This window comes from uncultured Kiloniella sp., assembly GCF_937128705.1.
Lineage (GTDB): Bacteria > Pseudomonadota > Alphaproteobacteria > Kiloniellales > Kiloniellaceae > Kiloniella.
The window spans coordinates 1-18,398 of the sequence record NZ_CAKZMP010000068.1 but is presented as its reverse complement, the minus strand read 5'-3'; the positions used below and the strand labels follow the sequence as shown (position 1 = coordinate 18,398).

Here is an 18,398-nt window from a genome sequence, read left to right as displayed (position 1 = left end):
TATTTTGAACAAGATAAAAGTGAGATAAAAGTGGTTATTTCCTTTATTGTGTGGATTATTTGTCTTTAAGTTGTCATATTTTGACAATTGGACTGTATGGGAAATGATTTTTGTGGTGCTTAGTGGTCTGGTCGTGTGGTCAAGTAATTCGTCTTTTATTGGTTCTTTCTGATTTAGGGGGGAGACTAATGGGAGGCTTTATTTTCAGCCTTAGTGCTGGTTGTTTGAGGCTTACAGGTGCTTTCCTCACAGATGCTTTACCGCCAACTATGGTTTGATGTTTGTGCGATAGCTGTTAAAAAGCCTTTTGGAATGCTGTTTAGGTATCATTTGTCGTATATGCTGGATGGAGCTGACACTAAGTTGATGGAAAAGAAGACGTTGAACAGGAAAGTATGCGTCGCTCCGATGCTGGACTGGACCGATCGACATGAACGGTCTTTTTTGCGTATGATTTCGCAACATACAGTTCTTTATACGGAAATGGTGACAACCGGTGCCTTGCTCCATGGTAAAGATCCTGAACGGTTTTTGCAGTTTGATGAAAAAGAACATCCGGTAGCCTTGCAACTTGGCGGGAGTGATCCTGAAGCAATCAAAACGTGCGCTTTGAAAGCGGCAGAATTTGGGTACGATGAGGTCAATCTTAATGTCGGATGCCCAAGTGATCGTGTCCAGAAAGGGCGATTTGGCGCTTGCTTGATGGCAGAGCCAGATTTGGTTGCAGAATGCGTTTCTGCCATGGCAGCATCTGGATTATCTGCAACGGTTAAAACACGTATCGGCATTGATGATCAGGATTCATATGAGTTTTTGCACGCGCTTGTATCTAAAGTGAAAAACGCAGGCTGCAAAACATTGATTGTTCATGCACGTAAAGCGTGGCTAGAAGGATTGAGCCCGAAACAAAACAGGGAAATTCCGCCCTTGAGGTATGATGTGGTGTATCGGGTTAAACAAGACTTCCCGGATCTGGAGATCATCCTTAATGGTGGTGTGCAAACACTTGATCAGGTTGAGGGCCATTTGGGAAAAGTTGATGGCGTGATGATTGGTCGGGAAGCCTATCAAAATCCTTATATTTTAGCAGAAGTCGATCAGAAGTTTTATGGTGGAACTAGGATCAAAGAGCGTGGTGAAATTGTCGATGAACTCTGCGATTATGCTGCCGTGCAGGTGGCCGAAGGAGTGCCTGTAAAATCAATAACGCGACATGTCCTCGGGCTTTTTAATGGGTTGCCAGGGGCGCGGGCTTGGCGGCGGAGCTTAAGTCAGAATGCATTTAAGCCGGGTTCTGATGAAGGTGTTATTCGACGGGCTTATGAAGACTTCTTATTGTCGGGACAGACCCGTGATGTTGCTTGATATGGTTTTCTGGCTTGCAGTGATGTAGGATTGTTCTGGCAAATTGATAAGGGAAGGGGACTTTTTGTGACTGAAACTATTGCTAAGTATCTTACACTGGGAATGTTTATGTGGGGGATAAGTCTTTCTCCTGCACTGTCTAGCCAAGTTGATTGTTCAAGACCTGTTGACCAAAGTCCGTTAGTGAAAAAAATTATTTATTTTGAGGTTGGTCAATCGGGCCTTTCGAAGGAGGCTCAAAAAAAGATAGATGATCTTTTTGATGTTGTTGATGGTCATCCTTCACTAAAGATTTGTGCAATTGGTCAGGCAGATAAACAGGGCGATCCCGAAGCGAACAAAAAGCTCTCTCTTAAACGCGCGCAGAGCGCCAAGAATTACCTGATAAAAAAAGGCATCCCCAAGAAAAGAATTGAAACGGTTTTCCGCGGTGAAGCCTATGGAAGTTTTTCTTTGTGGGGGACGGGTGATAAAGCAGATGAAGATCGTCGGGTAGAGGTCATTGCTTATAGCGAGTGAGGGTGAATGCGTTTGTTTTTCTTGAAGCTTTGATCGTGTCACGTTTTATTCGGAACGCCTAAGTAGGAAAAAATAATTGTCGGCTAAATATCAGGGTGGTCACATCCTCTTATATCACGGTGTTTTTGAAAGTATTCCGACGGGGCTGGAGAGCAGGTTGCATAATGTCTGTCCAGATGAGTTCAGGCGACAGATAAAGTGGCTGCGTAATCAGTTTGAAATTGTTTCTTTAGATGACTTTGTTAACGCGCAAGACAGGCGTGGCCTAGCAACAATTACCTTTGATGATGCCTATGCCGATTTATTTAACCAAGCGATCCCATGGTTGATTGAAGAAAAATTACCATGCACGGTTTTTCTCAATAGTAATCTTGTCGGTGGCCGTATTTTTTGGCGGGATAAGGTGCGTTTTATTCTGTCGCGTCAACTTGAAAAAGATTTTTTGATCTTCTTTGAAAAGGAAGAATGGGCGAAACAAATAAGAGCAGAACGATTTTACAAGGATAGTAAAAGGCCAGGATTAAGTAGTAAGCGTGTAGATCAGGCGTTGGATGTTTTTTTTGCTGCGAAGCAGCTGGACGGGCCGTTGAACTCTCTCACAAAAGTAATCGCTGGTGAATCAGAACTAATAAATGACGCTCTGGTTTGCTATGGAAACCACAGCGCTTCTCATTACGTTTTATCTTCTTTACCGCCAGAACAACAATGCGAAGAAATCAGATCGTGCCAAACGTGGCTTAGAGAAAGAGAGTATTTTTGTACATCTTCATTTGCAGCTCCTTTTGGAGGGGCAAATGATATAGATGAAAGTACTTTTCTCTTTGCAAAGAAAGCAGGTTGTACCGCTGTACTGATGAGCAGACAGGCCGTCAATAAAGTGGTGCAGAAAGATACTGTGACAGCACTCCCTATATTTGAGCGGTATATGACGCCACCGACGTTGGAAGAGTTAGTACATCTGTCTCGTGAACTGGATCAGATTGCATAAGGGCTTTATCTATTAAGTGAGATTATCGATCAGCTCGGAAGCTTCTCTAAGATCTCACCTGCTACGTCATTAATTTCCTGCCCGCGATCTTTTACATATGCGGCTGCTTTTTGTGCCAGCTTCTGTTGGAAAGACTTATCACTTAAAAGCGTTTCTAGTTGTTCTGTGATATCTTCTGGTTCAGATAGCTTGACGACGGCATGGTTATCAACCATCTCATTGCAAATTTCTTCAAAATTTTGCATCTCTGGTCCACAGATAATCGCGCAGTTTTGCCTCGCAGGTTCTAAGAGGTTTTGTCCGCCTTTACGTAATAGAGACCCGCCGATAATAACAACAGGAGACAGCGCATAAAAAAGACCGAGTTCACCCAAAGTGTCAGCCAGATATATCGAGGTATTTTCTGTTATGTCTGTGCCTTCACTTCTGAGGCTAACGGTCAGGTCTTTTCCTTGAAATTCATTGAGAATTTCGAGGCCTCGTTCCGGGTGCCTAGGGGCAATAATGCAAAGAAGATTGGGGAATTTTGATCTAAGCTTTTCGTGGGTCTCTGCAAGAAACGCTTCTTCGCCCCGATGTGTCGAGCTTGCGAACCAAACGGGACGCGCGCCTATGGAAGAAGATAGCTCTTCAAAATGATCTTGATTGTATGTCAGAGGGGCTGCTGCAAACTTTAAGTTACTTTGTTTCTTGACGTGGGGAGCTCCTAATTCTGAAAACCGTCGTGCGTCTGTAGAGGATTGAGCCAGAATCAGGTCAAATTGTTTGAGAAGATCCCGAATAAAAAATGATGCTCTTGTCCATGATTTAGCTGATTTTTGTGACATTCTACCATTAAGAAGAATCAGGGGGATACCATGAGATTTCGTTCGAAAAATCATATTGGGCCATAGTTCTGATTCAATAATTAAGGCAATATCCGGACGCCAGGTTTTTAAAAACCGTTCAATAGAAAGCGGTAGGTCAAGGGGCACAAACTGATGCATCGCGTATGCTGGAAGCCGTTCTTCCATCAGTCGCGCAGATGTGGCTGTTCCTGTTGTTACAAGAAATTTCAAATCGGGTTGTAATTTGTGAAAAGTTTCGAGTAAGGGTAACATCGACAGAGACTCTCCAACCGATGCCCCGTGTATCCACATCAACTTTTCTTTAGGTTTCGCCAAAGAGGCGTGGCCAAGTTTTTCTGTGTAGCGTGTCGGATGCTCTTTACCGCGGGTTATGCGTTTTGTCAGATGATATTTGACAAGCGGTGTCATAACTGTCGCAACAGAAGAATATAAACCCATAGCTATTTTTGTGCGGAGTGTTGTCATGCACGATGCCCTAACTCAGGTTTAATGTCTTAAGCTGGGTTTCTATTATCTTCTTCTCGTCGTAGAGCGCAAGCGCGCGCTCCCGGCTGGCAGAACCCATTGATTCGCGAAGCTTAGGACTGTTTACTAGCTTGCAGAGCGCGTCCGATAGCTTGGCGGGTTCATTTACTGGTACTAATATGCCGGTTTTCCCATCATCAACTTCTTCTCGGGATCCGCGAATATTTGTTGCCACCACAGGAAGGCCAGTCATCATTGCCTCTATGATCGATCTGGGCATACCCTCACGATGGGATGGAAGGGTGAAGATATCAGCAGCACGCATGATTTGGTTCACGTCATCCCGGTAGCCTAAAAAACGAATGCGTTTTTTTAGTTTCTCATCTGATTTGGCCTGAGCTATGGCATCGTCAATGTCGCTGGCATGATCACTTTCAAGTCGGTCACCGACAATCCAGAGGGTTGCGTTGACTTTTTTCATGGCCTCGATCAGTTCAACATAACCTTTTTCCCGGACCAAACGACCAACCATCAGGATAACAGTCTCTTCATCCCTGGCACCAAGTTCTGTTCTAAGGGCTTTTCTGTATGATTTTGGGGCCGCGGGGTAAAACTTGTTTACATCTATACCATTGCCGATGGCGACAATTGTTCCATTCTTACACAGCTTGTGCTTCTTGGCTGTTTCTGCATCTTCCTGAGCTTGTGTAAACAATGTGTCGGTAAAACGGCCAGCCAACCATTCCAGCCCAATGAAGACATTTTTTTTCATCGTTGGCATGTTTTCATGAAAATAAAAACCGTGCGCGGTATAGGCTATTTGAGGAACACCAGCTGCGCGGGCTGCAAAGCGAGCTATGAGGGATGCTACTGGTGTGTGTGTGTGAACCAGATCAAAGTTTTCGTTCTTGAAAAAACGAGTCAGATTTTTGAATGATTTTGTGTGTGAGAGCAAATTGAGCGATCGCTCAATTTCTATGGTTTCTACCCTAAAGCCTTCCGCGCGAATTTTTTCAACCAATGGGCCATCGCTGCAGACACCGACAACTTCGTGGCCTGCATCTCGCATTCCCTTCATAAGGGGAAGAAGCATGTGGTAAAGCGAGAAATCGACAGCGCAAATTTGGCAGATTTTCATTCGGTTCCTGCTTATTAATTTCTGAGATAATAGATCCCGGACTAGGGCATCATATAGTTGTCGGGCTCGTACGGAAATGGATTAGTGTAATTATTTCCCAAATTGAGTATCTGACATACCGACTTATTTTAATTGGTGCAATGGTTGAGGGCACTAATTTTGCAAGCTTTTCTTCTTGGGCTTTTATAAAAAATTGTCATGTCCGGCGAGGAATCCTTTAAATTGACACTTTTGCAGGTTTATAAAGACTTACTTAGTTAGGGTGTCTTTTGATAGCCTTCCGGGTTCTTGCCATTTAAAATTATATTGGCAGCTTACTGTATTCCAATATTTTACGGAAGAATTTGCCAGATTTCGTAGAGCAAGGAGCGTTGGTAACTTTGTTTTCGGGCAACTTTTATTGTTTAGGCTTTGTTAATTATGGCATTGTCTAGGCGTTGACCACAAAATAAACACAAGCCTTGCAGGGTTTGTGTCGATAAGGGATAGGCAGCGTTCGCGCTACGAGACAATTATGTTGGGATGTCATCTAGGAATGTACAGGATCGGAGGTTCGCTTCGTTATCCATTTTTCTTTGTAACAGCGCTTTTTTTGGCTGGATGCAGTAATTTTCCAGGTAAAGACGGGTTCTTTGCAAACAAAAATACTGCGAGCGATACACAGATGCCTGCAGAACCTCAGATTGCTGCGCGCGGCAATAAAAGGCACGAACCGCAGGTGGTTGCAGAGCTAGAAGTGCCGAAGCCAAACTGGAAGCCGGAAAAAATACCGGATAGACCAGTGCCTTCAGAAGACCTGTTGGCATTGCAAACAGATAGAGATCTCTCTGACAAATCATTATTGGTTACACCGGAAATTAGCGTTCTACTTGGCATGTCTTTTATTCAGGTTCGTGAAAAATTGGGACAACCCGTATGGATAAGGGACGTCTATCCGGCACGTGTTTGGGGATATGATATTGAGAGCTGTAGTTTACAGATTTTTTTCTATCCGAAACTGGACCAGGCTGGTGATTACAGAGTTCTGGCCTATGAAAGCGGTCTTAATGGTGATGGGGTATCAAAGGTTACGTCGCTCAAAGCCGATGATGAAAAATCGGCTGGTAGCAAGTCCCCTTTGAAGCCGGGTACAATTAGCGAAGAAGATCATGCTGTCGTTCAGGCTTGTTTTCAGAAGATAATGGAAGAAACCAGATCATTAAAAAAAGATGGGGCTGACAATTTGGTGCCTGATTCATAAGGCAGATTGATATCAGCAGAGAAATTTACTTAATGAATTTATGATGTGTGTGACACACTCAAAAGTAATGGAAGTGAAGGCAGGAGATAAAAATGATGGCAGCGACGACAATAGTTGAGACAGCAAGTCCGCGCGTTATTTTGGTTGATGACGACGATCTTTTCCGGGAATCATTGGGACTAAACCTATCTGAAGAGGGATTTAATGTCATTGACTTCGATAACGGTGCTGATGTTCTGAGTTACTTGCTAAATGAACCGTCACTTGATCCCATTCTTTTGGACTGGCGTATGCCTGGGTTGGATGGTCTCGCCGTTTTGAGGCGTTTGCGCGAAGCAAGAATGAATAATCCGGTTATTTTCCTCACGATGTTAAGTGATGAAATCTATGAAGAAGCAGCACTTCGTTGGGGCGCGGTTGATTTTATCGATAAATCCAGACGCTTGCCGATCATTTTACAGCGTTTGCGATTAATTGCCGAAGGCACAAAGGGGAGTTCATCCTCTCAGGAAGAAGGAAAGGATTCCGGGAACCCGCTATCCTCGCGTATCGGTGATCTAGAAATTCGCGAAGACATCATGCGGGCCTATTGGAAAGGTGAACAGCTGGACCTGACGCTAACTGAATTTGCGATTGTTTGTTTCTTGGCAACGGGAATTGGTAACGACGTAAGTTATCGTCAGATATACGATCTGGTGCATGGTAAAGATTTTGTCGCGGGGTACGGTACCGATGGCTACAAGGCTAATGTCCGTTCCTTTATTAAGCGCATACGTAAAAAATTCCGGGAAATAGATGATAGCTTTGAGCACATTGAAAACTATCCCGGTTTTGGTTATCGCTGGCGGAATGATGGTCCGTCAGGTACGGCTTAACTGGTTCGAAGGTTAAATCGTGAAGCACCAAGGCGTGATTATAAACGAAAGCGAACAGAAGGTACGTCGGTCTGGGGTGAGCCGCGCGGCACATTCCCTGTTCGCAAAATTCGTTATCATGCTTCTGGTGTTTTTTGCTGTTCCGGCCTTACTGTATCAAGAGTTTCGGCAGGCAGATCTTGACCGCCAAAATATCGTTCTGACCGCAGTGCGTGAACAAGGGCGACTTATGGCCGAGAGTTTACGGCCTATGCTGGAAAGCGCCAACCCTTCGATTTTGTTGGATTTACCAGAAGAAATCGAACGTATCGCAACCAAGGGAAATGGCATAAAAGTTTTGTTCCGTCCTGCTGGGGAAGAGGGCGTGCAAGGGGTCTTTTTTGTTGCTTCGGAACCACGCCTTTCGGCCGATGAATTGCGTAAAGAGCGTGAAACGCTGGTTGCTCAGGGTGTCTTTGATAATTTGACGGCCAGCTGTTTGATCGAACGGCCAATGGCGATAAGGCACCTACGGCCCAGTGGTATCGAAGAACTATTGACCTCTATGACAGCGATTAGGACCGATGCCGGATGTTGGGCGGTTATCGCGACGCAATCGGCAGAGGTTTTTCTGGGCTCTTCCATTGGACAACCTTATTGGAAGACACTGGAAGTTCAGATTGCAGCCGCAATTTATTTAGGTATGGCGCTTATTCTTACCATTCTTGTTTTTACCGTTTGGCGTGATTTGATGCGCTTTAGAGATCTTGCTCGTGGAATCCGCGAAGGTAGTGTCGATAAAAGCAGCTTTATGATGAGCAACAAGGTACCTGAACTGGAACCTGTTGCACATGAATTCGATCGGATGACCCATACTTTGCGCGAGTCATCTGATTCTATCCGACGTGCGGCCGAAGACAATGCACATGCTTTTAAGACACCATTGGCGATTATCAGACAAGCGCTTGAGCCCTTGAATAAGACGGTAGAAATAGAAAACAAAAGAGGACGCCGTGCCCTGCAGGTTGTTGAAGAAGCTCTGGATCGCCTGGAAAACCTGGTTTCCACTGCGCGACATCTTGAACATACGTCTGCTGAACTCCTGAATCCGCCCAGAGAAAACATTGATCTTTCTGCACTTCTTCTGCGGATGCTTGAGGCTTATAATGTGAGCTTCTCTCAGCAAGGGGTTATCCTGCAAAGCTCAATAGATCATGAAATTTCGGTGCTTGCCGGCGAAGATATGCTGGAAACCATCCTTGAGAATATCATCGATAATGCTCTTGAGGTTTCCCCTCGGGGTACGACGGTCACAGTTGATTTGATCAACGGCAAGAAAACGGCTGAACTGGCTGTGCGAGATCGTGGGCCGGGCGTACCTGAAAGTGAGATTGAGCGTATTTTTGAGAGATATGTTTCTTATCGACCGAAAAAAACAGGTCATGATTCTAACAGTGATACAGAGCAGATTAAGGGAGGAAGTTCCTCTCATCACATGGGGATCGGTCTTTGGATCGTCCGTAGAAACGTTGAAGCGATTGGCGGTTATGTCAGGGCCGAAAATCGCCAGGATGGCGGTCTCTCTATTATTGTTTCTCTTCCGCAAAGCGGTGAGTAATAAAGCATCTTCGGAACAAATATTGCGGCTACTAAGTCGCTTGCTCTATGGATTTTGCCTCACCAGACGTTGCCCCAATGGAATTTGCAAGGGCTGGGTAATATCTGAATAAGGTTAACCCGCGCGTTGCCATATACAGCATCATCGACAACCATAATCCGTGATTTCCCCACATAGGTACTAGAAACCATGCACTGATCAGAAAGATGAGCAGTGATTGTATCATGGCATTCCGTAAAGCAACCGTTCGTGTTGTTCCGATAAATATGCCGTCAAACTGAAATCCTGCCACGCTTATCAGTGGCATAAGTATGGGCCAGTAAATGAACTCTGTGGCGGTTGATCTGACGCTTGATATGTCGGTGAATAAACCGACAATTAACGGCCCAAACAGATAAAAGGTGATAACGAATAGAATGGATGTCAGGAAAGCCATGGCGCTGCTGGCCTTAACTGCGTTTCTGAATTCAATGTTATCGTTTCGCCCTTTTGCGTGCCCGGTTGTGATTTCAGCGGCATGGGCGAAGCCATCTAAGCCATATGCTGAAAAATAGAGGAACTGCATTAACACGGCATTGGCCGCGAGGATCTCATCCCCCATGCCTGCGCCTAATTTTGTGAAATATGCAAACGCAAATATAAGACATAGCGTACGAATAAAGATATCCCGGTTTACGGTGAACAAGGCAAAAATATGAGAACGAAGCCAAACATTCTGCCAGTCAATTTTGTAGGTGAAGAAATTGGACTTCTGTAGAATGATCCACAAACCTATTGTAAAGCCGACACCTTCTGCGATCACTGTTGCTAGCGCGACACCCTCTACCCCCCAGTCAAGTTGTACGACAAAAAACAAATCCAACAGAATGTTCACAGAATTTATTATGACTTGAAGGATAAATGTTAATTTTGGCTCCCCCTTACCAATAAGCCAGCCAATAATGACGTAGTTAGACAGGGCAATAGGCGCACTCCATATCCGTATGGTGCTGTATTGAAAGGCTAGGTTCTGAACCTCTTCACTGCCATCGATCAACGTGATGCACAATTGTAACAGAGGTGTTTGCAAGGCGATGAGGAGGAGCCCAAATAATAATGCAAGGAGTATGGGGCGCAGAAAGGCCGCCTGCTGCTCCGGGAAGTTTTGAGCCCCAAAAGCCTGAGATGTAAAACCGACCGTCCCCATTTTCAAAAAGCCAAATCCCCAAAAGAGAAAGCTGAAAATTGTTCCCCCTACGGCCACGCCGCCGATATAGGCAGGGTCAGGCAAATGTCCCATAACAGCGGTGTCGACAGCACCCAGTAGGGGGACTGTCAAATTTGATAGAATTAGCGGAACTGCTAAGGCCAGAATGTGTGTGTAATGGGAAGGCAGCTTGGTCAAGAGTTCAGTACTTTGATGTGGAGAGAACGGGATAAAGGAATTGACTTATATCCCATGCTCTATCGTTATCGTACTTTTATTTTAGGCCAAGACAAATTAGCGCATTCAAATATGAGTATTTGAATGGCGGGTTTCCCAGACAAATTTTAGACAATCAGGAATGTAATCTGCGCCGGTATTTTGATCCCCGGCGTGTGGTTGCTGCCAGCCGTGATCTTGGAAACTCAGCTGTTTGCTTCAGAAACATAATAGTTTTTACAGAGCTGTTGTTTGTCTGGTCAACAATGTCTTCATACTGCGACAATAACTGGATAGCTGCTAAAGCAGGGTCGATCTCATTTGGGAGACTCAAAACCCAAGCGAGAATAATGTCTTCGGGTGGCGTGCTGGTTTCTTCATCCATCATAAGCATCTGATGAATGATAGATTTAGGATCATTTGTAGAATTAGAAGGAACTGTCGCAGAAGTGAAAGATAGTGTAGAGGCGTGACTCGTCATTGCATTTTCTCCTCCGGTGCACCCCGCCCGGGTTAATGGTTGATAAATGCGATGGCAGGTCTCCTGGCTCGTGGATCAACGATATCTATCCGTCCTTCCCAGCCTTATGTAGGCCAGTGGGTCATAAGATAATATCTCATCACTTACAGTTGCGGGGGCAGCTTTGGAGTCAGTCTTACAGACTTCACCAAATTCCCTTTTCATCCCATAGGGGGAACCTCGCGATTTAAAGTAAAGCTACTTTACTGGAATGGGGTATGTCAATTGATTGAATTTGGTGTTCCTGTCGCCATTAAGTTTGGCAGGATTTCTATGAATTGGTTTCAAATTTTTTAAAAAGAATCCTCGTGGCTATTGAGCGCCCGATTATTTTTGTTGTAACGGGTTTTTGCGAAGCACTTTCCACATTTTCTGTTAGGGCAAGCTTTTCTGATGAGGGTGCTGCCGAGGTTGTCTTTTTACGCGAACTCGTTTTGGGAAGGTTACCGCCGAGTGTCGGCGTCGATCCTGTTGGCTTCAAATGGGACACTTCAACGCCGCCAGGATTTCTAGCGTGATTTTTTTCGGTTTGAGTATTTTTCTTTTGTTGTCGAGCAATCTTTTCTTGAGCTCGTTTTTCAAGAGATGCGAGGCGAAGTTCTTTATTTATACGGTGTTTTTCGTCGCGCCAGGCGGTTAATACCTTGCGGCGATAAGGTGTGCTGTATTTCTGGTTGTAAGAATGATACCTGCCAACAGCTGATGTCCATGACGGGGATTTTCCGCGCAGTTCAACAAGAAACTTGGCCGCGTAGGCAATGTTTGTGGGGGGATCGAAAGCCGCCTCCAATGATTTGAAAGCTTTGGCATGGTGGTACAAATTAACCTGCATGCAGCCGACGTCGATATTCTTGACGCCTTTAGCCTTGAGTTTTTTCACCTCAGCAATCGCGGCTTGTTTGGTAGGAAGATATCGGCCTTTCCCTTCAGCCATAACAGTCCAGGGCCATGCCACTCGGCTACCTTTTTTCTTGTCCCATTTGCCCGATTCAACCAAAGAAATAGCACGTAACAAATGTAGGGGAATTCTTTTTTCGATCTCTGTTTCTGTAATGATATCGGCACAAATATCGCTATTGTTTTTCGCACTCAAGGATTGAGCAAAAGCGTTGGTTGATAGAAGGATACCAATAGCCAAGGCTAGATAGTATAGCGGATTACTTGGCATGATCTTTTGCTCCTTTCCTTGTTTTATTCAATTTGTCTGGCGATAGTTTGCGTTATGCAATTCTCGCCAGGTTCGTTTTTAGTCAGTTTGAATGGGCAGCATTCTCGGTAGAATTTCCCAACGTTCATTGGGGAATTTACGTGTTATGCGATTGATGAATTTACCGACATTCTCTTCTTTCAGGGCCAAAATTTTAACGGGCTCTTGGTTCTTGCGAATTAGAAAGTCCTGACGTCTCTCATGATCGAACATTTTCTCCTCCAATTTTCATTACTCTTGAAATTATAATAAGCAATTTTGAGGCCAGTTATGTTCTGGCAAATTGGATTTGAATCTGGTTCGTAGTCTGGAAGTTAGGAATGGTCCGTTTTCTATGAAGGCATTTGGCATGTGATTAGAGTTATTTGTTTGATAACAGTGGTTTGCCCGGATGTGGGGCTTTGGGGCGTAGAACGAAAAGTCAGTTCTCTTTGGGGAAGAAGATTTTTTATTAATAAGCGCTTAACCATGCACAAGGTGTAAAGCGGCAATATTTACCTAAACATTTCTACCTCTACAGGTCTCGCCCTAAGCTGCTTTTGAAGAATAGCAGTGTGAAAGGTGATCATCTTCAGCGTTTGGGTAATAGAAAATCAACCTGTTCTAATAATCGAGGTCGTTTTGTTTGATGGAGCCGACAGCAATAATGAGATCGTCCATTAATGAGGCGATATCATCAAATTCTTGCCTGCGTTCAATCTTCTCTTCGTCCATGTAGAGAGTGCGGGATATCTCTATTTGAAGACAATTAATACCCAGAGCAGGTTCGCCATAATGCTGGGTGATGAACCCACCGGGGTAGGGATTGTTATTAAGAACGCGGTATGAATTCTGTTCCAGAATATCCTCAACGGTTTTTGTGATAATTCTTGATCCGGCTTTGCCGAAGCGATCGCCCAGAACAAAATGAACGGATGATGGGCGTGAACTGATTGCATTGGCCTGTGTTGTCAGTTTGGGCATGGAATGGCAATCAATCAGAATGCAGTACCCAAATTTGCGCTTTGTCGCATCCACGAGCTGACGGAGTACCTTATGATAAGGCCAGTAAAATCGTTCTATACGTTCTTTCGCCTCGGCAAAGGTCAGTTTGTCTTTGTAGATTTGTGTTTCGCTGGTGACGTTGCGGGCAATGGTTCCCAATCCAACGGCAACGCGGGGCGAGTTTGTATTTACATAACTGGGTAGCTCATCTTCGAACATATGTGGGTCAAGTTCAAAGGGTTCTCTATTTGCGTCTACGAAAGCACGCGGGAAAAGTGCACAAAGTAAGGGCGCCCCGAGTTTAGGGGCGTTTTGAAATAGTTCGTCAACAAAAGAGTCTTCCGAGCGGCGCAGGTTATGAATATCCAGCCTAGAGCCTTCTACAAAAGCTTCCGGATAGTGGTTCCCGCTGTGAGGTGAAGACAAAACGACTGGCAAAGTATGCTGTTTTGGAAGGTGCAAACGATAGGATTCTGTTTCTCTGATCGAGCCTTGTTCGTCATTCGCAATTCTATTGTTTTGCGGTGTCGAATTTTTGTCACCCATTTCATTCACATCATAGGTCATGATATCGTCGTCAATAGTCCAATGAATAACATGGATGAAGATTTATTCGTGTGACGGATCGTTCTCATAACGCTCTTTTGATTGTGGGCTGTGAAATGATGTATAAGCTTATACCTATTCTTGATGCTATGATAATGAAGTGTCGAGCATTTTTTTGAACTTTATTCGATTGATTTACCGTTTCTGATGGCTGACATTCTTCTTGCAGAAGATGACGATAACCTACGTTATTACCTGTGCCGCGCATTGGAGCGGGCGGGGCATAATGTAATTTCGGCCTCGAATGGGCAAGAAGCAGAAGAAACATTATCTTTTCATCGGTTTGATTTGGTTTTGACTGATGTTGTCATGCCGGAAAAAGGGGGCTTGGAGCTAGCTAGAATCGCCCGTTACCATCAGCCAGAGATCAAGATTATGTTTATTACAGGTTTTTCTGGAATTTTGATGGAGGAAAAAGACCCTTCATTCAAAAGTGATATTGTTTTGTCCAAGCCATTTCATCTCAGAGATTTGATTGATGAAGTAAATAAAGTGGTTTTGTGAGTGAAAACTTTTGCGAAAGGGCTTGTCAAACATTTGGCAGTTTGATACTTCCCTGTCTCACCGAATATTGCGTATTTATCAAACGATTTTTCGGGTATAGGGCGTATAGCTCAGCGGGAGAGCACTTCGTTGACATCGAAGGGGTCACTGGTTCAATCCCAGTTACGCCCACCATGAAAACCTCAAGGGAAACCTTGGGGTTTTCTTTTGCCTACTTCTTAATAGAGCTATTTAAATAACAAAGTTATTGCAGAGAAAACGAGGATAATAGACAGACCATGTTTATATCTTTGGTCTTCAATTTTGCCAATTAGCTTCCTGCCTGTCAAAGCTGATAATATGGCGATCATTATCAAGGCTGTACCAATAGGATAATGTTCTGGTCGCAGAATGTTATTACTGGAATAGCTGATTAGCTTGATAAGGTTTACCCCTAGGGCGGTCGCCGCCATAACACCGATAAAAGACTGTTTTTCAAATCCCATGCGATCCAGCGCTAACGCTTTGATGGGATTTCCACTGCTAAGTAATCCTGAGATATATCCATAAAAAGCAGCAACGATCAGGGCGATAGATGTTCTTTGTGGAAGGGATAATTTAAGACCAAGAGCGCTAATAATAACGCTTAGGATGATAAACCCAGCGAGAAGAGGCCGCAATGGTTCCGGATCAATAGAAGCGAGCGTCTCTGCTCCTAGCCAGGAAAAGGGAATGCTTCCGATAGCTATAGTTGCTGAAAGCCGCCAGTTTATATGCTGACGGTACAGGATTGTTTTTGTGAAGGTCGACGCCATGAATAGGATCGTTGTCAGGGCAATGCAATCTTTGATGGGAATAAATAGTGAGCCGATGGAAAGGACAATGAAGCCGCTTCCTAGCCCAAAGACGGCTGATACTAAAGAGCCAGCAAGGGCGCTGATAAGAAAGAGATAAAGTTCCATCAGAGAAGTCGTTGTTTGTTTCTCTTACCTTATTAGGGGAATGTGCTTGGAAATGCATCGGATATTTCGTGTTGTACTACACAGGCTAAAAATAATTATCGTTGAAGTGTAATTTCAAAAAAGTTGCTTTTGTTCGATAGAGGCTTGTTATTACTGAGTTTATTTTTACGTAGAAATAAATCTCAAATTTTACCTAAATTATTGTTTTTTTATAATGGGTTAGCGTTAATCTTTTTTTAATTGTGACTTGGTAGAAGTGCATGGTGAGCTAATTGAATTTTAGTGGAACGAGCGATGGCATCAAAAGAGGTGCAGGTAATCGCACGGGGCTCAAATCATTAGGGTGAGCTAGTAATGACATCTTTTTCAGCGCCAATAACAAGACTTGTGAACCTTGCTCTGCGCATCAAGCAGGTGGCGGGTGCATGCTATGCCTGTGAAAAGGGGTCTATATTTGTAAATTTTGGTGTGGTTGTTGTGCCACTCATTGCCATGGTTGGTTTGGGGGTGGATGTCGGGCGCGGTTATGTGGTCAAAGCGCGTTTAAGCCAAGCTCTGGATGCGTCAGCATTGGCGGCGGCACCCTACGCAGACAACGTAGTTAAGCTACAGGCTGAATTTACCAAGTACTTTGATGCCAACTTCCCAAGTGATTTTATGAATGTTGATATTACGCTGGCGACACCTATCATCAGTGACAATGGCACCAAAGTGACGGTCTCAGCATCTGCTGTTCTGAATACAACATTAATGAGTGTTCTGGGTGAAGAGACAATGTCCGTGGCCGCCAGTTCAGAGGTCACGCGGCTTATTACGCCTTTGGATGTGGTGGTTTCCATTGACACGACAGGATCAATGGGAAGTTCCGACGGGTCTGGTACTCGGTTGAGCTCGGCTAAGGATGCCGCTGAAATCCTTGTTAACAAGTTATTTGGCAATGAGACCGAGAGCGAGAACCTCCAGGTTGGATTGGTGCCTTGGTCTGCTGCTGTGAATGTAGCAGAACGTGGTGTGAGCTACGATTCTGCTTTGAACACATTTACGGGTGGGTACTGGTATACCAATAACTCTCCCGTTCCATTTATCTCAGAGCCTGATAGTGACTGGCGTGGTTGTGCCTATGCCCGCTATACAGATAACAGCAATGACGATGATGCTGATCACCTTTTATATGATGCTGATGTTGGGGGGGTGACCTGGGAAGCTTGGGAACCAATGCCCCGTAGGGTGGTGAACCCCAGTAATGGCTCCTTGTATACTGTCCGCTGTCCTGCGTGGGGTATTTCAAAGCTATCTGGAACAAAAAGCCATGCAATCGATGCTATTCGTGAACTGTCGAGCCCCACTGGTACAACGACAATTGCTCAAGGTTTGGTTTGGGCTTGGCGTGCCTTGATGCCGGGAGAGCCTTATAACCAGGCAAGTACGAAAAGTAATCTTCGTCGTGCAATTGTGATTATGACAGATGGCCTGAATACCAGTTCATACCGCGATGCATACAAGGGGGATCTTAATGTATCCGAGATGAATGACCGATTGTCAGCCGTTGCTGCGCAGATAAAGGCAACAGGTGTTGATATATATGTGGTCGAGTACCACGTTGAAACGAACCTGATGAAAAGTGTCGCGAGTGCCACAACCGCACCCTATTATTTCAAGGCTGATAGTGCCGCTGAGCTGGAAAAAGCTTTTGAAAAAATTGGCACTGAATTATCTGAACTCAGAATATCAAAATGACTCTTATTCGATCTCTTTTTGGGAAATGCCGCTTCAAAAAATTCAGGAAGTGTGACAAGGGCGCGGTTGCTTTGGAATATGCCCTTGGGTTGCCCATTTTCCTGACGCTTGTTCTGGGCGTCTTTGATCTGGGAGGGGTGTATTTTGCAACAATCCTGTTAGAGGGCGGATTACGAGAAGCGGCACGATACGGCGTTACTGGTAATTTAGAACCTGGCGTGACCAAAGAAGAAAAGATACTTGAAACTATCAACATTCATGGCGCTGGTTTTGTTCAGGTGAAAGCGGACGAGCTCACAACCCTAGTTTATGAAGATTTTGATGCGATTGGTGACCCGGAACCTTATGTGGATGCCAATGGTAATAATGCTTATGATGGTGGAGAAACTTTTACTGATTTGAATTGTAATGGGGCTTGGGATTCAGATGCTGGGTTTGACGGCGCAGGAAACGGGTCAGAGGTTGTTCTCTACACTGTTGTTCATGAAACTCAATTGATTACGGGGTATGTCGCTAATTTAATTGGTGAAAACGGCAAGGTTAAATTACGTGCAAGCGTAGCGGTCAGAAACGAGCCCTATGGCGGAGGTGCATCGTGTTGATGTCCTTAGGATCAGCGTTACTGAATAGTCGTTGCGTTTTTTTTCGATGCTTCAGATTCTTCCGGCGCTTCAAAAAATGTGACGGGGGGGTCGCGCTTGTTGAGCTCGCCCTTATCCTCCCCATTTTATTGTTGATTTTATCCGGCGCCATTGAAATGAGCCGTTATATCTGGATACAGCATAAAGTACTGAGGCTTACTGCGGAAATCAGTGATTTGGTGACGCAGTCCAGAAATATGTCTGCGACTGAGATGGATGTAATTTTTACTGCCGCAGACTATATCATCCATCCATTTGATTTGGGGGCAAACGGGATCATTATCGTTTCCTCTGTCAGTGGGACGGGGGCAAACCCACCCGAGGTGAATTGGAAACAGTGTGGAGCAGGAAGCTTGGCCGTCTCTGGTTCTGTGGGGCTTGCCGGGACAACAGCAACAGTACCGAACGGGCTGGTTGTTGATCCATTAGACAACATTATCATTGCAGAAGTTTTTTATGATTATGAACCGTTGATTTTCGATAATATCGTAGACAGTACTCAGATAACGCGAACTGCTATTCATACACCTCGGATATCAGCTTTGATATCAATTCAACGTGACCCTGGTCAAACAGACGGTTGCCCATAATCCAGAAATATTGTTATTAATGATTTACATAAATATTTATTGTAATAATGAATTTCATATAAAAGAACGATGCGTGAGCTAATCACGCCAAAAAAACATCTTTGGGGGCGGCCACGAATACGGTGGTTAAATAAGAGATGAGGGTGTTCGCGTTTGTGGATAAAGTATAAGTACGTTAGTCTTCTGGGCATGAGGAGCGCTGCTTAGATGGCAAAATCAGCTGATACACAG

Annotated in this window: 18 protein-coding genes, 1 tRNA gene and 1 riboswitch; of the genes, 11 read left to right on the top strand and 8 right to left on the bottom strand. The window is 44.6% G+C overall.

The window, feature by feature from the left end:
- Positions 1-366: 366 nt before the first annotated feature.
- The 3 genes from dusA (at position 367) to Q0241_RS03925 (ending at position 2,872) form a co-directional block, all read left to right on the top strand.
- Positions 367-1,365, top strand: a complete 999-nt coding sequence (gene dusA, locus Q0241_RS03935; protein ID WP_299373455.1) for a tRNA dihydrouridine(20/20a) synthase DusA — start codon at positions 367-369, stop codon at positions 1,363-1,365.
- A 66-nt stretch (positions 1,366-1,431) separates the two neighbouring features.
- Entirely contained in the window at positions 1,432-1,884 is a 453-nt protein-coding gene (locus Q0241_RS03930) for an OmpA family protein (RefSeq protein WP_299373453.1), read from the top strand.
- Positions 1,885-1,960: 76 nt separating this feature from the next.
- Positions 1,961-2,872 (top strand): polysaccharide deacetylase family protein, encoded by a 912-nt coding sequence (locus Q0241_RS03925; RefSeq protein WP_299373450.1) that lies wholly within the window; start codon positions 1,961-1,963, stop codon positions 2,870-2,872.
- A gap of 29 nt (positions 2,873-2,901) precedes the next feature.
- Here the strand turns inward: Q0241_RS03925 and Q0241_RS03920 are convergent, their stop codons facing one another.
- Positions 2,902-4,185 carry a 3-deoxy-D-manno-octulosonic acid transferase gene (locus Q0241_RS03920; RefSeq protein ID WP_299373447.1) on the bottom strand — a complete coding sequence of 428 codons (1,284 nt, stop codon included), beginning with the start codon at positions 4,183-4,185 and terminating at the stop codon, positions 2,902-2,904.
- Positions 4,186-4,195: 10 nt separating this feature from the next.
- The gene (locus Q0241_RS03915) at positions 4,196-5,323 is read right to left on the bottom strand and encodes a glycosyltransferase family 4 protein (protein WP_299373444.1); all 1,128 of its coding nucleotides are present in this window, start codon (positions 5,321-5,323) and stop codon (positions 4,196-4,198) included.
- 664 nt (positions 5,324-5,987) lie between these two features.
- Here Q0241_RS03915 and Q0241_RS03910 point away from each other — a divergent pair.
- The 3 genes from Q0241_RS03910 (at position 5,988) to Q0241_RS03900 (ending at position 9,035) form a co-directional block, all read left to right on the top strand.
- The gene (locus Q0241_RS03910; RefSeq protein ID WP_299373441.1) at positions 5,988-6,563 is read left to right on the top strand and encodes a hypothetical protein; all 576 of its coding nucleotides are present in this window, start codon (positions 5,988-5,990) and stop codon (positions 6,561-6,563) included.
- Between the two features lie 92 nt (positions 6,564-6,655).
- Positions 6,656-7,438 carry a response regulator transcription factor gene (locus tag Q0241_RS03905; RefSeq protein WP_299373438.1) on the top strand — a complete coding sequence of 261 codons (783 nt, stop codon included), beginning with the start codon at positions 6,656-6,658 and terminating at the stop codon, positions 7,436-7,438.
- A gap of 19 nt (positions 7,439-7,457) precedes the next feature.
- Positions 7,458-9,035: a HAMP domain-containing sensor histidine kinase gene (locus Q0241_RS03900; RefSeq protein WP_299373435.1), complete on the top strand. Its 1,578-nt coding sequence runs from the start codon at positions 7,458-7,460 to the stop codon at positions 9,033-9,035.
- Between the two features lie 31 nt (positions 9,036-9,066).
- Here Q0241_RS03900 and Q0241_RS03895 read toward each other — a convergent pair whose 3' ends face one another.
- From Q0241_RS03895 to Q0241_RS03875, 5 genes are all read right to left on the bottom strand, one after another.
- The gene (locus tag Q0241_RS03895; protein ID WP_299373432.1) at positions 9,067-10,419 is read right to left on the bottom strand and encodes an MATE family efflux transporter; all 1,353 of its coding nucleotides are present in this window, start codon (positions 10,417-10,419) and stop codon (positions 9,067-9,069) included.
- Between the two features lie 154 nt (positions 10,420-10,573).
- Positions 10,574-10,918 carry a hypothetical protein gene (locus Q0241_RS03890; RefSeq protein ID WP_299373429.1) on the bottom strand — a complete coding sequence of 115 codons (345 nt, stop codon included), beginning with the start codon at positions 10,916-10,918 and terminating at the stop codon, positions 10,574-10,576.
- Positions 10,919-10,953: 35 nt separating this feature from the next.
- Positions 10,954-11,154, bottom strand: a riboswitch (cobalamin riboswitch).
- Positions 11,155-11,228: 74 nt separating this feature from the next.
- Positions 11,229-12,125 (bottom strand): transglycosylase SLT domain-containing protein, encoded by an 897-nt coding sequence (locus Q0241_RS03885; protein ID WP_299373426.1) that lies wholly within the window; start codon positions 12,123-12,125, stop codon positions 11,229-11,231.
- A gap of 78 nt (positions 12,126-12,203) precedes the next feature.
- On the bottom strand, positions 12,204-12,377 hold the full coding sequence (locus Q0241_RS03880) for a hypothetical protein (RefSeq protein WP_299373423.1): 174 nt from the start codon (positions 12,375-12,377) through the stop codon (positions 12,204-12,206).
- Between the two features lie 390 nt (positions 12,378-12,767).
- Positions 12,768-13,715, bottom strand: a complete 948-nt coding sequence (locus Q0241_RS03875; RefSeq protein WP_299373419.1) for an N-formylglutamate amidohydrolase — start codon at positions 13,713-13,715, stop codon at positions 12,768-12,770.
- Positions 13,716-13,901: 186 nt separating this feature from the next.
- Here Q0241_RS03875 and Q0241_RS03870 point away from each other — a divergent pair, with 186 nt between their 5' ends.
- Positions 13,902-14,258: a response regulator gene (locus Q0241_RS03870; RefSeq protein ID WP_299373416.1), complete on the top strand. Its 357-nt coding sequence runs from the start codon at positions 13,902-13,904 to the stop codon at positions 14,256-14,258.
- Positions 14,259-14,357: 99 nt separating this feature from the next.
- Positions 14,358-14,432, top strand: a tRNA-Val gene (locus tag Q0241_RS03865).
- A 53-nt stretch (positions 14,433-14,485) separates the two neighbouring features.
- Here Q0241_RS03865 and Q0241_RS03860 read toward each other — a convergent pair.
- Positions 14,486-15,199 carry a sulfite exporter TauE/SafE family protein gene (locus Q0241_RS03860; RefSeq protein WP_299373413.1) on the bottom strand — a complete coding sequence of 238 codons (714 nt, stop codon included), beginning with the start codon at positions 15,197-15,199 and terminating at the stop codon, positions 14,486-14,488.
- 354 nt (positions 15,200-15,553) lie between these two features.
- Between Q0241_RS03860 and Q0241_RS03855 the strand changes: the two genes are divergently transcribed.
- The 3 genes from Q0241_RS03855 to Q0241_RS03845 are packed head-to-tail and all read left to right on the top strand — an operon-like array spanning position 15,554 to position 18,167.
- Positions 15,554-16,936: a pilus assembly protein TadG-related protein gene (locus Q0241_RS03855; RefSeq protein WP_299373411.1), complete on the top strand. Its 1,383-nt coding sequence runs from the start codon at positions 15,554-15,556 to the stop codon at positions 16,934-16,936.
- Entirely contained in the window at positions 16,933-17,538 is a 606-nt protein-coding gene (locus Q0241_RS03850; RefSeq protein WP_299373408.1) for a TadE/TadG family type IV pilus assembly protein, read from the top strand. The genes Q0241_RS03855 and Q0241_RS03850 overlap by 4 nt, the downstream gene beginning before the upstream one ends.
- Complete coding sequence (locus Q0241_RS03845) at positions 17,538-18,167, top strand: TadE/TadG family type IV pilus assembly protein (protein WP_299373405.1); 630 nt, start codon at positions 17,538-17,540, stop codon at positions 18,165-18,167. The genes Q0241_RS03850 and Q0241_RS03845 overlap by 1 nt, the downstream gene beginning before the upstream one ends.
- Positions 18,168-18,398: the final 231 nt, after the last annotated feature.

Bases quoted from the DNA above. Each gene is read 5' to 3' on its own strand.
- Q0241_RS03870 (WP_299373416.1), top strand. From the start codon at position 13,902: ATGGCTGACATTCTTCTTGCAGAAGATGACGATAACCTACGTTATTAC.
- Q0241_RS03845 (WP_299373405.1), top strand. From the start codon at position 17,538: ATGTCCTTAGGATCAGCGTTACTGAATAGTCGTTGCGTTTTTTTTCGA.
- Q0241_RS03915 (WP_299373444.1), bottom strand. From the start codon at position 5,323: ATGAAAATCTGCCAAATTTGCGCTGTCGATTTCTCGCTTTACCACATG.
- Q0241_RS03880 (WP_299373423.1), bottom strand. From the start codon at position 12,377: ATGTTCGATCATGAGAGACGTCAGGACTTTCTAATTCGCAAGAACCAA.
- Q0241_RS03855 (WP_299373411.1), top strand. From the start codon at position 15,554: ATGACATCTTTTTCAGCGCCAATAACAAGACTTGTGAACCTTGCTCTG.
- Q0241_RS03860 (WP_299373413.1), bottom strand. From the start codon at position 15,199: ATGGAACTTTATCTCTTTCTTATCAGCGCCCTTGCTGGCTCTTTAGTA.
- Q0241_RS03885 (WP_299373426.1), bottom strand. From the start codon at position 12,125: ATGCCAAGTAATCCGCTATACTATCTAGCCTTGGCTATTGGTATCCTT.
- Q0241_RS03910 (WP_299373441.1), top strand. From the start codon at position 5,988: ATGCCTGCAGAACCTCAGATTGCTGCGCGCGGCAATAAAAGGCACGAA.
- Q0241_RS03905 (WP_299373438.1), top strand. From the start codon at position 6,656: ATGATGGCAGCGACGACAATAGTTGAGACAGCAAGTCCGCGCGTTATT.
- Q0241_RS03890 (WP_299373429.1), bottom strand. From the start codon at position 10,918: ATGACGAGTCACGCCTCTACACTATCTTTCACTTCTGCGACAGTTCCT.
- Q0241_RS03875 (WP_299373419.1), bottom strand. From the start codon at position 13,715: ATGACCTATGATGTGAATGAAATGGGTGACAAAAATTCGACACCGCAA.
- dusA (WP_299373455.1), top strand. From the start codon at position 367: ATGGAAAAGAAGACGTTGAACAGGAAAGTATGCGTCGCTCCGATGCTG.
- Q0241_RS03850 (WP_299373408.1), top strand. From the start codon at position 16,933: ATGACTCTTATTCGATCTCTTTTTGGGAAATGCCGCTTCAAAAAATTC.
- Q0241_RS03920 (WP_299373447.1), bottom strand. From the start codon at position 4,185: ATGACAACACTCCGCACAAAAATAGCTATGGGTTTATATTCTTCTGTT.